Source organism: Stenotrophomonas sp. FR012, from assembly GCF_047520565.2.
GTDB lineage: Bacteria > Pseudomonadota > Gammaproteobacteria > Xanthomonadales > Xanthomonadaceae > Stenotrophomonas > Stenotrophomonas sepilia.
Window position 1 is genome coordinate 277,037 of the sequence record NZ_JAXBQL020000004.1, and the last position, 12,080, is coordinate 289,116.

At 67.7% G+C, this 12,080-nt stretch carries 11 protein-coding genes and 2 tRNA genes; 11 read left to right on the forward strand and 2 right to left on the reverse strand.

What is annotated here, in order from left to right; all coding sequences use genetic code 11:
* Window positions 1-28: 28 nt before the first annotated feature.
* The 3 genes from uvrB (at window position 29) to ACM0O9_RS09455 (ending at window position 2,407) form a co-directional block, all read left to right on the forward strand.
* Window positions 29-2,053, forward strand: a complete 2,025-nt coding sequence (gene uvrB, locus ACM0O9_RS09445) for an excinuclease ABC subunit UvrB (RefSeq protein WP_065177377.1) — start codon at window positions 29-31, stop codon at window positions 2,051-2,053.
* A gap of 106 nt (window positions 2,054-2,159) precedes the next feature.
* Window positions 2,160-2,234, forward strand: a tRNA-Val gene (locus ACM0O9_RS09450).
* Window positions 2,235-2,332: 98 nt separating this feature from the next.
* Window positions 2,333-2,407: transfer RNA gene (locus ACM0O9_RS09455), tRNA-Val, on the forward strand.
* A gap of 126 nt (window positions 2,408-2,533) precedes the next feature.
* Here ACM0O9_RS09455 and ACM0O9_RS09460 read toward each other — a convergent pair.
* The gene (locus tag ACM0O9_RS09460) at window positions 2,534-2,836 is read right to left on the reverse strand and encodes a hypothetical protein (protein WP_164261021.1); all 303 of its coding nucleotides are present in this window, start codon (window positions 2,834-2,836) and stop codon (window positions 2,534-2,536) included.
* 174 nt (window positions 2,837-3,010) lie between these two features.
* Here ACM0O9_RS09460 and ACM0O9_RS09465 point away from each other — a divergent pair, with 174 nt between their 5' ends.
* Window positions 3,011-3,151 carry a hypothetical protein gene (locus tag ACM0O9_RS09465; protein ID WP_005415970.1) on the forward strand — a complete coding sequence of 47 codons (141 nt, stop codon included), beginning with the start codon at window positions 3,011-3,013 and terminating at the stop codon, window positions 3,149-3,151.
* A gap of 96 nt (window positions 3,152-3,247) precedes the next feature.
* On the opposite strand, the gene ACM0O9_RS09470 is transcribed toward ACM0O9_RS09465, so the two are convergent.
* Window positions 3,248-3,532, reverse strand: coding sequence for a hypothetical protein (locus ACM0O9_RS09470; RefSeq protein WP_099542556.1), 285 nt, complete (start codon window positions 3,530-3,532; stop codon window positions 3,248-3,250).
* A gap of 175 nt (window positions 3,533-3,707) precedes the next feature.
* Here ACM0O9_RS09470 and ACM0O9_RS09475 point away from each other — a divergent pair, with 175 nt between their 5' ends.
* Genes ACM0O9_RS09475 through lpxK form a run of 7 tightly spaced genes read left to right on the forward strand, consistent with a single transcriptional unit; the run spans window position 3,708 to window position 12,039 of the window.
* Complete coding sequence (locus ACM0O9_RS09475; RefSeq protein WP_005415973.1) at window positions 3,708-4,379, forward strand: response regulator transcription factor; 672 nt, start codon at window positions 3,708-3,710, stop codon at window positions 4,377-4,379.
* A gap of 1 nt (window position 4,380) precedes the next feature.
* Window positions 4,381-5,724 (forward strand): sensor histidine kinase, encoded by a 1,344-nt coding sequence (locus tag ACM0O9_RS09480; RefSeq protein ID WP_262221443.1) that lies wholly within the window; start codon window positions 4,381-4,383, stop codon window positions 5,722-5,724.
* Window positions 5,725-5,783: 59 nt separating this feature from the next.
* Entirely contained in the window at window positions 5,784-8,183 is a 2,400-nt protein-coding gene (locus ACM0O9_RS09485) for a DNA internalization-related competence protein ComEC/Rec2 (protein ID WP_414604259.1), read from the forward strand.
* Between the two features lie 3 nt (window positions 8,184-8,186).
* Window positions 8,187-8,849 (forward strand): MotA/TolQ/ExbB proton channel family protein, encoded by a 663-nt coding sequence (locus ACM0O9_RS09490; RefSeq protein WP_005415976.1) that lies wholly within the window; start codon window positions 8,187-8,189, stop codon window positions 8,847-8,849.
* Between the two features lie 3 nt (window positions 8,850-8,852).
* Entirely contained in the window at window positions 8,853-9,275 is a 423-nt protein-coding gene (locus tag ACM0O9_RS09495; protein ID WP_005415977.1) for an ExbD/TolR family protein, read from the forward strand.
* The gene (gene msbA, locus ACM0O9_RS09500) at window positions 9,272-11,020 is read left to right on the forward strand and encodes a lipid A export permease/ATP-binding protein MsbA (protein WP_049438204.1); all 1,749 of its coding nucleotides are present in this window, start codon (window positions 9,272-9,274) and stop codon (window positions 11,018-11,020) included. The genes ACM0O9_RS09495 and msbA overlap by 4 nt, the downstream gene beginning before the upstream one ends.
* The gene (gene lpxK / locus ACM0O9_RS09505; protein WP_111127115.1) at window positions 11,020-12,039 is read left to right on the forward strand and encodes a tetraacyldisaccharide 4'-kinase; all 1,020 of its coding nucleotides are present in this window, start codon (window positions 11,020-11,022) and stop codon (window positions 12,037-12,039) included. Before msbA ends, lpxK begins: the two co-directional genes overlap by 1 nt.
* Window positions 12,040-12,080: the final 41 nt, after the last annotated feature.

Genomic DNA, 12,080 nt, shown 5'->3' on the forward strand with positions numbered 1-12,080 from the left:
CTGACCCTTCCCGGGAACTGGCAACACCATGAGCGACAGTTTTGAACTTGTCTCGCCGTATTCGCCGGCGGGCGACCAGCCCAACGCCATCGCGAAGCTGACCAGCAACTTCGAGGCCGGCATCGCCAAGCAGACCCTGCTGGGCGTGACCGGCTCGGGCAAGACTTACACCATCGCCAACGTCATCCAGAACGTTCAGAAGCCGACGCTGATCATGGCACCGAACAAGACGCTGGCGGCGCAGCTGTATGGCGAGTTCAAGGCGTTCTTCCCGCACAACGCGGTGGAGTACTTCGTCAGTTATTACGACTACTACCAGCCCGAAGCCTACGTGCCGTCGTCGGACACCTTCATCGAGAAGGACAGTTCGATCAACGAACACATCGAGCAGATGCGGCTGGCCGCGACCAAGACCCTGCTGTCGCGCCCGGACGCGATCGTGGTGGCCACGGTGTCCGCGATCTATGGCCTGGGTGCGCCGGAAGACTACCTTTCACTGCGCCTGATCCTGTCCAAGGGCGAGCGCATCGACCAGCGCGACCTGATCAACCACCTGACCCAGCTGCAGTACACGCGCAATGAGTACGAGCTGCAGCGCGGTACCTTCCGCGTGCGCGGCGAAGTGATCGACGTGTTCCCGGCCGAGTCGGACAGCGAAGCACTGCGCCTCGAACTGTTCGATGGCGAGGTCGAGAAGATCACCGTGTTCGATCCGCTCACCGGCGAGACGCTGCGCAACATGCAGCGCTTCACGGTCTACCCGAAGACCCACTATGCGACCACGCGCGAGCGCGTGCTGGCGGCGATCGAGACGATCAAGGTAGAGCTGAAGGAGCGGCTGGAGCAGCTCTACGCGCAGAACAAGCTGGTGGAGGCGCAGCGCCTGGCGCAGCGCACGCAGTTCGACCTGGAAATGATGGCCGAGGTCGGTTACTGCAACGGCATCGAGAACTACTCGCGGCACCTGACCGGCAAGAATGCCGGCGAGCCGCCACCGACCCTGTTCGACTACCTGCCGCCGGATGCGCTGCTGGTGATCGACGAATCGCATGTGACCATTCCGCAGATCGGCGCCATGTTCAAGGGTGACCGCTCGCGCAAGGAAACCCTGGTTGAGTTCGGTTTCCGCCTGCCGTCGGCGCTGGACAACCGCCCGCTGCGCTTCGAGGAATGGGAGGAGCGCTGCCCGCGCAGCATCTACGTGTCGGCCACGCCCGGGCCCTATGAACTGCGTGAAGCCGGTGACGAGATCACCGAACTGGTGGTGCGCCCAACCGGCCTGATCGACCCGGTGGTGGAGATCCGGCCGGTCGGTACCCAGGTCGACGACCTGATGAGCGAGGCCAACGCGCGCATCAAGGCGGGCGACCGCGTGCTGGTCACCACGCTGACCAAGCGCATGGCTGAAAACCTCACCGAGTACCTCACCGAACACGGTATCCGCGTGCGCTACCTGCACTCGGACGTGGATACGGTCGAGCGCGTGGAGATCATCCGCGACCTGCGCCTGGGCAAGTTCGACGTGCTGGTCGGCATCAACCTGCTGCGCGAAGGCCTGGACATGCCCGAGGTATCGCTGGTGGCGATCCTCGATGCCGACAAGGAAGGCTTCCTGCGCTCCACCGGCTCGCTGATCCAGACCATCGGCCGCGCCGCACGCAACGTGCGCGGCAAGGCGATCCTGTACGCCGACAAGATCACCCGCTCGATGCAGGCGGCGATCGATGAGACCGACCGGCGCCGTGCCAAGCAGGTCGAGTACAACGAAGAACATGGCATCGTGCCGCGCTCGGTGGCGCGCCCGATCGTCGATGTCCTCGAAGGCGCGCGTTCGGATGCCGCCGAGAAGGAAGCCAAGAAGGGTAAGGGCAAGGGCCGGGCGAGTGTGGCCGAAGAAGCGGCCGACTATCGTTCGCTGTCTCCGGCGCAGCTGGCGACCCGTCTCAAGGCGCTGGAACAACAGATGTACCAGCACGCCAAGGACCTGGAATTCGAAGATGCCGCACGGGTGCGTGACCAGATCCGGCAGCTGAAGGAAGCCAGCCTGGGCTGAACGTGGCAGTGCAGCATCATCTTCACAAAAGTGTTGCGCTTCACGGCCCGCATCCGTAATATACGCGGCCTGCACCGACGCAATCGCGGAAATGCAGAAGCAAAACGGGCGGTTAGCTCAGCGGTAGAGCACTACCTTGACATGGTAGGGGTCACAGGTTCGAACCCTGTACCGCCCACCACGAAGTCCTCGGAAGAGGGCTGTCGTGAACTGCAAAGCCCGGCCCTGGCGCCGGGTTTTTACGTAACAAGGCCAGCCTTCGGGCGGCAAGAACAAGATGGGCGGTTAGCTCAGCGGTAGAGCACTACCTTGACATGGTAGGGGTCACAGGTTCGAACCCTGTACCGCCCACCACCTGCTCCCGGCGTTGCCGGTGAAGTGGTGGAAACGATGAAAGCCGGCCCCGGGGCCGGCTTTTTTCGTTCCGGGGAGCCTGGCGTTCCAGCGAAGCTGCATCCGTGCCGGTTCAGTGGCATGAAATCAGTGGGTAATGCTGATCGAACGCTGGATGCGCCAGTGGCCGTCGACGCGTTCCCACAGCTGCGCCACACCTACCCGGGCCAGCGCAGGATGAGGGCTGGCGCCAGTGTCGTCTGTCGATTGCTGGCTGCCCAGCCGCAGCACGCGGTCCTGGCGCAGGTGATAGAGCTGAAGGGGCTGCGCTTCATGCATGGCCTGCCGATCCTCGGTGCGCAGGATCTGGCTGCGCAGGGCATCCTCGGTGGGCCCGCAGCCGTCGCCGAACAGGCTGGAGAACAGCAGGATCAGGGCAAGCATCGGCATGGCACGGTGCTCCAGCGGGAAAGTGCGTGCAGGCTGGCATGGTCGGCCGGGCACCGCAGCCGGCCTGCGACGAAGGCGGGGATTGGGCCGCCAAAGGCAGGCAGATGGCGATGAATCCGGGCCGCGCAGGCGTAGACTCGGCGCAACTGCGCAATTACTGCAAGGAACTGCCGCATGAGTGATCACGTCCCGGTGTCCAGGCCCAATCCGCTCCTGGAACGCCTGTTCGGCGGCAACATGCTGGAAGGCACGTTCAAGGCAGTGATCTGGGTCGCAATCCTGAGCGCGCTGCTGGCGTGGACCACGCTGCGCTGAACGACGCTGCCGCGCCGGGCCTGCCGGGTGGCGGGACCTGCTGACCCGATGACTCCCGCTGCCGCTGGTGCGGCGGCAGTGCCTGTGCGGGTGCTGTCAGGCGCTGAAGGCCTGGCGCAGGCTGCGCAGGGTGGCCTGGCGATGTTCCCTGGCCGTTGGCTCGCCCATCTCCAGCTCCTGCAGGCGCAGTCCGACCAGAGTCATCGACAACGCATAGCCGCGTGCCGCGTCGGCAACGCGTGACAGGCCCACTGCACGGCGGGCCAGTGCATTTACATGTTCAAGGTCGGGCATCAGCCCTAGATAGGCGCGCTCGGCGCTGTCCAGGTCAGGCGCTCGCAGGATCGCGTGGGCGTCGGCAGTGTGGGAGACGGAGGCCATGGGGGTCCTTGTCAGGGGCAGCGACAGCATCGTTCGGCCACGTTGCGGGTGATGGCTGCGCATGCTGAAGGGGCAACATTGTCAGAACATTGCGCCCGCGCGTTCGGCATGCATGGGCGCAAAATCACGGCGCCAGGCACTATGATCGGCAGCGTTTCCGGTTGACGAGTCCCTGATGCGCATCCTCCTGGTCGAAGACGATCCTGATCTGTCCCGCGCCCTGCAATCGGGCCTGGAGCGCCAGGGCGTGGTCGCCGATGTGGTCGGCAGCCTGGCCGAGGCCGCGCTCGCGTTGCGCGAACCGGTGCACCAGCTGCTGCTGCTCGATCGCCAGCTGCCCGATGGCGATGGCGCCGGATTCGTCGCGACGGCGCGTGCGCTGCGGCCGAACCTGGCGGTGATCATGCTCACCGCCAAGGGGACGCTGTCGGACAAGGTCGAAGGCCTGGACGTCGGTGCCGATGACTATCTGGTCAAGCCGGTGGCGATCGAGGAACTGATGGCACGCATCCGCGCGGTATCGCGCAGGCCTTCGGCGATGGTGACGCCGAGCCTGCGGCTGGGGCGGCTCGAGTTCGATTTCGAATCGCTGCAGGCACAGGTGGAGGGCCAGCCCCTGGCATTGCCACGTCGGCAGGTGCTGGTGCTGCAGGCGTTGGCGATGCGGCAGGGCCGCACGGTTACCCGCAGTGCCCTGGAGGCTGCAGTGTACGGGTTCGATGATGAGATCCAATCCAATGCGCTCGATGCGCATATCTCCAAGCTGCGCAAAGCGCTGCAGCAGGCCGGGGCGGGGGTGGAGATCCACGTGATCCGCGGCGTCGGCTACCTGCTGGCGGAGGCCTGAGATGGCCCGTCCGATCCGTTCGATCACCCTTGGCCTGGCTTGGCGCCTCTTCCTGGCGCAGGCCTTCACCGTACTGTTCGCGGTGGTCGCATTGATCCTGACCTGGGGTGACAAGGACTCCTGGGGTATGGACATGTTCGTTGCCGAGGCGGTGGCCAAGGCGGTGCACAGCGAAGGCGGGCGCCTGGTGCTGGACCAGGCGCGCTGGGACAAGCTCGATGCCAACGCCGGGGGCAATCTCTGGTTCGCCGCGGTGGATGACAAGGGCATGTGGCTCGAGCGCGGCACCATCCCAGCCATCCACGCGCCGATGCTCGCGCGGCTGCCGACCGTGGGCGCCACGGAACTGGGCTCGCTGGTGCCCCCCTACCTGGACGTGGCGCGGGTGATGATCCGCAACGAGGACGGGCGCCGCATCACCGTGATGGTCGGTGGCGCGCCCAAGGGCGGGCTGCTGGATGGCGCGCTGATGGTGCTGCGCCTGATCGGCCTGTGGTTCTTCCTGCCTCTGATCGTGGTCACCCTGCTTGTGATGCCGACCGTGATCCACCGTGCCATGCGCGGCGTGCGCCGTTCTGCGCAGCAGGCCAAGGAACTGGATATCGGCCAGCCCGGTGCGCGGCTGGATGCGCGGCTGGTCTCCACGGAAGTGGCGCCGCTGGTGGAAGCCTTCAACGATGCCATCGACAAGGTGCAGCAGGGCTATGCAGCGCGCGACAAGTTCCTCGCCGACGCGGCGCACGAATTGCGCGTGCCGATCGCCGTGGTGCAGGCGAGACTGTCTCAGCTGCCGCAGGGCGAGCTGAAGTCGCAGTTGCTGACCGACGTGGCGCGGCTGGGCAATGTTGCCGAGCATCTGCTCGATCTGCAGCGCCTTGACCGCAATGTCGGCGCACTGCAGCGGCTGGACCTGGCCCTGCTGGTGCGTGAGGCAGCCGCGGACCTGGCGCCGTTGGTGGTGGGCGCCGGCTATGGGTTCGAAGTGGACGCGCCGGAATCTTCGGTGTGGATCCACGGCGACAGTCTGGCGCTGGGGCGGGTGATTGCCAACCTGGTGCACAACGCGATCGTGCATGGTGGTGGCCGTGGCACCATCTGCGTGCGGTTGGATGCGCGCGGCTTGCTGGAGGTCAGCGATCAGGGTGCGGGCATTCCAGTGGGCGACCGCGAGGCGATCTTCGAGCCGTTCCATCGCCTGCGCGCGGCGGGCAGCGGCAGTGGCCTGGGCCTGCACCTGGTGAAGGAGATCGTGCAGCACCACGGTGGCTCGGTCAGTGTCGGTGAGGCTGCGGGAGGCGGCGCAAGCTTCCGGGTCAATTTCCATCGCGGTAGCGTCCGGCGCTGACGCGTTTGCGGGGCAAGTCCCGATAGGCAAGCTGCCGCCGGTAGCGGCAGGCTGGACCCATGGCCGTCCAGCTTTCCCCGTCTCCCTTGCTGGGCAGTGGCGCCGCTGCGGCGCTGACACTGGGGGCGCTGGCCTGCGTGCAGCTGCCGCGGCTGCCGCCGCTGTGGGTCAGCACGGTGATGATCGTGCTTGGCATGGCGGGGTGGGGCCTGCGTTGGCGGGGGCGCCTGCCCGCGGTCGTGCTGCTGGGCGCCGGATGGACGGCGATGCATGGGCACTGGGCAATGCAGGAACAGCTGCCGCCAGGCCAGCCAGCACGGGATGTGGTGGTCAGCGGACGGGTCATCGATCTGCCGGACCATGGAGCCGCGCACACCCGCTTCCTGCTGCAGGTCAGCGAGAGCAGCGAACTGCCATCGCTGCGCGGCAAGCGCCTGCAGGTCACCTGGAACGATGCCTGGCGTGCCGCTGACGCCACCGACGCCGGGCGTGGGCGCCATCAGGTCCTGGCCGGCGCGCAGTGGCATCTGGCCTTGCGCGTGCGGGCGCCGCGTTCGCGGATCAATCCCGGTGGTTTCGACGGTGAACGCCACGCGCTGCTGCGCGGCGTGTCCGGCAACGGCACGGTGCGGGCGCCGGCCAGCGCGCGCGAGCTTCAGGCCGCGCATGGCCTGCCGGCATGGCGTGAACGCACCAGCGCCGCCATCGCCGCGCAGGTGGCCCATCCAGCCGCGCGCTTCGTGCAGGCACTTGCCCTGGGCGATACGCGTGGCCTGTCCGACGCCGATTGGGATCAGCTGCGGGCGCTGGGCCTGACCCATCTGGTGGCCATTTCCGGATTCCATGTCGGGGTGGTGGCCGGGCTGGGGGCGTTGCTGTGTCGAGGGCTGTGGTGGCTGTGCCCGCTGCTGGCCCGGCATTGGCCACGCCCCCAGGCGGCGGCCTGCGCCGCGGCCCTGTCCGCAGCGGGCTATGCGGTGCTGGCCGGCGGTGAATTGCCGACCGTGCGCACTGCACTGATGATCGGGCTGGTGGCGCTGGCGCGTAGCGGGCGGCGCCCACTGGGTCTCGTGCAGGGGCTTGCACTGGCGGCGCTGGCGCTGCTGCTGCCGGCGCCCCTGTCAGTGCTGTCCGCAGGCTTCTGGCTCAGCTTCGGCGGCGTCCTGTGGCTGGTCTGGTGCCTGCCGCAGGGACGTCCGCGTGGGGTGGTCGCCAACCTGCGCGGGTTCCTGGCCGCACAAGGGGTGGCCAGCGTCGGCCTGTTGCCGCTGGGCATCGCCTTGTTCGGTGGCACCGCCTGGCTGGGGCCGCTGGTGAACCTGCCGGTCATCCCGTGGTGGACATTTCTGGTGGTGCCCTTGTCGCTGCTCGGCACCGCCCTGCAGGTGCTGCATGACGGCGCCGGGCGCTGGGCGTGGCGCGCAGCGGCGTGGTTGTTCGAAACCAGCTGGCAGGCCCTGCAGCCACTGGCGGCGCATCCACAGGCGATGTGGTGGTTGGCCGAGGCACCGGCCTGGGCAGTGCCGGCGGCGCTGCTGGGCGTGTTCTGGTGGCTGCTGCCACGCGGTGCCGGGGGCGGGCTGGCTGGCCTCCTGCTGTGCCTGCCGCTGCTGTGGCCGTTGCGCGAGCGGCCGGCCGAGGGAGAGCTGGAGCTGCTGGTGCACGACGTCGGGCAGGGCACGGCGGTATTGCTGCGTACCGCGCGGCATGCGCTCTGGTACGACGTGGGGCCGCCGATCGGGGGTGAGGGCAGCGAGCGGGTCCTGGTTCCGTCATTGCGGGCGCTGGGGCAGGCACGGCCCGACCGCGTGCTGATCAGTCACGACGATCTCGATCATGCCGGCAACCTGCCGAGCCTGCGCCTTCAGTTGCCGGAGCTGCCCCTGTTGGCGCCGCCGGGCAGCACGATCGCCGGAGCCGGGCGCTGCCAACGCGGCCTGCGCTGGCGCTGGGACGGCGTCGACTTCCAGGTGCTGCACCCGGATGCCGGCAGCCAGCGGGCTGAAAACGAGGACAGCTGCGTGCTGCGCGTGGCCAGCGCGCATGGTGGGGTCCTGTTGCCTGGGGACATCGGCCGCCCGGCCGAACAGGCGCTGCTGCGGGCGTCTCCGGCGGCGCTGAAGGCGGATGTGGTGCTGGTGCCGCACCATGGCAGCGGCGGCAGCTCCAGCGCGCCCTGGGTGGCGGCGGTGTCAGCCCGGCTGGCGCTGGTTTCGGCCGGGCACCAGAACCGCTTCGGCCACCCGCGCCGGGACGTGGTCCGGCGCTGGCAGGCGCAGGGAGCCGAGGTGGTGTCCACTGCGGAGTCCGGGGCGATCCGCGTATGGCTTGGCGCACAAGGGCTGCAGCTGCGTGAACAGCGTATCCATGCATCCAGGTGGTGGGATGCCGCTGGGCGGGCGCGGTCGGCTGTTATCCTATCGCCGATCAAACAAGCGGCCGTTGGGCCGGAGGGTTGAAACGTGTGGGAACTGGTCAAGGCCGGTGGCTGGCCGATGGTGCCGCTGCTGCTGTTGGGCGTACTGGCTTTGGCGATCATCCTGGAGCGTTTCTGGTCCCTGCGGCGGACTGAAGTGCTGCCGCCCGGCCTCGGCCAGGAAGTGCGCAACTGGGCCGCACGCGGCAAGCTTGACCCGGCGCACCTGCAGACCCTGCGTGCCAACTCGCCGCTGGGCGCATTGCTGGCGGCCGCGCTGGAAGCCCGCAATCGTCCGCGCGACCAGATCCGCGAGCGCATCGAGGACACCGGCCGCCACCTGGTGCACCGCATGGAACGTTTCCTCAACGCGCTGGGCACCATTGCCTCGGCCGGCCCGCTGCTGGGCCTGCTGGGCACGGTGATCGGCATGATCCAGATGTTCCTGGGCATCCTCGACCATGGGGTGGGCGACGTGAACCAGCTGGCCGGCGGTATCGGCAAGGCGCTGGTGTGCACCGCCACGGGCATGATCGTGGCCATTCCGGCACTGATGTTCCATCGCTACTTCAAGGGCCGCATCCACGGCTACGTGGTGGAAATGGAGCAGGAAGCCAGTGCCCTGCTGGACACGCTCGACGGTCGCCCCGGGGTGATGAACCCGGCCGCGCCGGCGCGACCGGCCAACGCCGCGACGGCGAAGGCCTGATCGATGCGTATCGGCAATGACCGCTCCCAGGATGAGCCGCATATCGATCTGGTTCCGCTGATCGACGTCATCCTGGTGCTGATCATCTTCTTCGTGGTCACCACCACCTTCGATGCGCGCTCGACGCTGCAGGTGCAGCTGCCTACCGCCAGCCAGCAGCCCAACAACGAGCCGCCGCGTTCGCTCAGCGTGCTGATCAACGCCGAAGGCCGCTATTTCATCAATGACCAGGAAGTGCTGCGCAGCGACGTCGAGTCGGTCAAGCAGACCATCGCGTCCGTGGCCGGCAGTGACCGCAGCCAGCCCGTGCTGCTGCGCGCCGACGCACGCACTCCCTACCAGGCCGTGGTGACCGCGCAGGACGCGCTCGGTCAACTCGGTTTCCGTCGTATCGCCATTGCAACTGCGCCAGAGGTGCGTCCATGAGTTCCCATCACGCGCCGGTGTGGCCGATCTACAAACGTCTGCTGGGCTACACCCGCACCTACTGGGTGTTCATGGTGGGCGCGGTCATCGCCATGGTGGTCGAGGCCCTGGCCGGCTACCACTTCACCAAGCTGATGGAGCCGCTGGTCAACGAAGGTTTCGTCGACCCGCAGCCGCGCGCGGCCGTGGTGCTGCCGCTCACCATCCTCGGCCTGTTCCTGATGCGCAGCGTGGCCACCTGGGTCAGTGACTACACGCTGGCCAAGACCGGTCGCAGCGTGGTCCGCGACCTGCGCGAGCAGGTGCTGCAGAAGTACCTGCACCTGCCGTCGTCGCACTTCGATACCGAAGCGACGCCGGTGATGGTCAGCCGCCTGAACTTCGATACCGAGCAGGTCACCCAGGCCAGCGCCGACGCGCTGAAGACCGTGGTGGCCGATACCCTCACCATCGTCGCGATGCTGGCGGTGATGCTGCAGATGAGTGTCAAGGTCACGCTGGCGATGCTGCTGGTGGTGCCGCTGATCGGTGGCATCGTGTCCTACGTGGGCAAGCGCTACCGGCGCATCAGCCGTGGCATCCAGGACGGCATGGGCACCATGGCGCAGACTGCCGAGCAGTCGCTGGCCGCGCAGCAGGAAGTGAAGGTGCACGGCACCCAGCAGCATGAGATCTCGCGCTACTCGCGCCTGGCCAACCGCATGCTGGCGCTGAACATGAAGGTCGAGGTCACCCGCGCCGCCGCCTCCAGCGTGGTGCAGTTCCTGGCCGCACTGGCGCTGGCGGTGATCGTCTGGGTGTCGACCCGCGAAGCCCTGGCCGGCCGGCTCAATGCCGGCCAGTTCATGGGCCTGATGACATCGATGATGGCCATCATTCCATCGCTGCGCCGCCTGACCAGCGTACAGACCTCGATTTCGCGCGGTGTGTCCGCTGCCGAGCGCCTGTTCGGCATCCTCGACATGCCAGTGGAGCGCGACCAGGGGCAGCGACGCGTGCAGCGCGTGCGGGGCGAACTGGCGTTCGACCACGTCATGCTGCGTTACCGCGAGGACAGCGGCATCGCCCTGGACGACATCAGCTTCGTTGCCAGGCCAGGCACGGTGACGGCCATTGTCGGCCGTTCCGGCAGTGGCAAGACCAGCCTGATCCGGCTGGTGCCACGCTTCTACGAGCCCAGCGGCGGTGTCATCACCCTCGACGGCGTGGCACTGGACGACTACCCGCTGGCCGACCTGCGCCGGCAGGTGGCAATGGTCGGGCAGAAGGTCATGCTGTTCGATGACACCATCGCTGCCAACATCGCCTATGGCATGGAAGCGACCGACGAGCAGATCCGCGCGGCGGCCGAAGCCGCCAACGCGTGGGAGTTCATCGCACGCATGCCGCAGCAGCTGCAGACCCCGGTGGGCGAGAACGGCGCGCTGCTGTCCGGTGGCCAGCGCCAGCGCCTGGCCATTGCCCGCGCGATCCTGCGCGACGCCCCGATCCTGATCCTCGACGAAGCCACTGCGGCGCTGGACAACGAATCCGAGCGCCTGGTGCAGGACGCGCTGCAGCGCCTGATGCCCGAACGCACCACGCTGGTCATTGCGCACCGGCTGTCGACCATCGAGCATGCCGACCAGGTACTGGTCATGGATCATGGCCGCATCGTTGAACGCGGCACGCACAAGGAGCTGCTCGAACTGGGCGGCCTGTACCAGCATCTGCACAGCATGCAGTTCCGCGAAAGGCAGGACTGATGGCCGGCAAGGGCACCCAGACCCCGCCGTACTGGTATGACGGCACCCCGGTTCCGTGGGCGATGCGCCTGCTGGCGCCGCTGTACGCAGGTGTCACCGCACTGCGCCGGCGCGCCTATCGGCGTGGCTGGCGCAAGCGCCACTCGCTGCCGGTGCCGGTCATCGTGGTCGGCAACATCACCGCCGGTGGTACCGGCAAGACGCCGCTGACGATTGCCCTGGTCGAGCGCCTGCGCGCGGCCGGCTGGAAGCCGGGCGTGGCCAGCCGCGGCTATGGTCGCGAAGACGCCGACAAGCCGCTGTGGGTGCAGGCCGATACGCCAACCGCGAAGGGCGGTGACGAACCGGTGCTGATCGCCTGGAAGACCGGCGTGCCGGTGCGCGTGGACCGTGACCGTGTCGCCGCCGGCAAGGCGCTGATCGAGGCCGGCTGCGATGTAATCGTCTGCGACGACGGTTTGCAGCACTACCGGCTGGCGCGCGACATCGAGATCGAACTGGTCGATGCCCAGCGTCGCTATGGCAATGGCCGGATGATCCCGGCCGGGCCGTTGCGCGAGCCGGTCAGCCGCGCGAGCGAGTGCGATTTCCGCGTGGTCAACCTCGGCCAGGCCGATGAGCAGACCGCGGCACAGGCCTGTGGCTTCGGCCAGTGGCCAATGTCCCTGCACATCGACAGTGCGCAGCCGCTGGCCGGTGGCCGCGCGCGCCCGCTGGCGTACTTCAAGGGCCAGCGGGTGCACGCGGTGGCCGGCATCGCCCATCCACAGCGCTTCTTCGACATGCTGCGCGCGCGCGGGATCGGCGTGGTGCCGCATGCGTTCGCCGACCACCAGGCCTACCAGCCGCAGGACCTGTCCTTCGGCAGCCAGTTGCCGGTACTGATGACCGAAAAGGATGCGGTGAAATGCCGGGCGTTCGGCAACGACTGGCACTACGCGGTTCCGCTGCGCGCCGAGTTGCCCGCCGCGTTCTGGGTGGCGTTGACCGATCGCCTGGACAAGCTGCGACCGAACTGAGTGGCGCGGCGGCGCTTGCATTCACGCGCCGCTGGCCGCAT

Bases quoted from the DNA above. Each gene is read 5' to 3' on its own strand.
- ACM0O9_RS09485 (WP_414604259.1), top strand. From the start codon at position 5,784: ATGGCCGTCCAGCTTTCCCCGTCTCCCTTGCTGGGCAGTGGCGCCGCT.
- ACM0O9_RS09460 (WP_164261021.1), bottom strand. From the start codon at position 2,836: ATGCCGATGCTTGCCCTGATCCTGCTGTTCTCCAGCCTGTTCGGCGAC.
- msbA (WP_049438204.1), top strand. From the start codon at position 9,272: ATGAGTTCCCATCACGCGCCGGTGTGGCCGATCTACAAACGTCTGCTG.
- ACM0O9_RS09465 (WP_005415970.1), top strand. From the start codon at position 3,011: ATGAGTGATCACGTCCCGGTGTCCAGGCCCAATCCGCTCCTGGAACGC.
- ACM0O9_RS09470 (WP_099542556.1), bottom strand. From the start codon at position 3,532: ATGGCCTCCGTCTCCCACACTGCCGACGCCCACGCGATCCTGCGAGCG.
- ACM0O9_RS09495 (WP_005415977.1), top strand. From the start codon at position 8,853: ATGCGTATCGGCAATGACCGCTCCCAGGATGAGCCGCATATCGATCTG.
- lpxK (WP_111127115.1), top strand. From the start codon at position 11,020: ATGGCCGGCAAGGGCACCCAGACCCCGCCGTACTGGTATGACGGCACC.
- ACM0O9_RS09480 (WP_262221443.1), top strand. From the start codon at position 4,381: ATGGCCCGTCCGATCCGTTCGATCACCCTTGGCCTGGCTTGGCGCCTC.
- ACM0O9_RS09475 (WP_005415973.1), top strand. From the start codon at position 3,708: ATGCGCATCCTCCTGGTCGAAGACGATCCTGATCTGTCCCGCGCCCTG.
- uvrB (WP_065177377.1), top strand. From the start codon at position 29: ATGAGCGACAGTTTTGAACTTGTCTCGCCGTATTCGCCGGCGGGCGAC.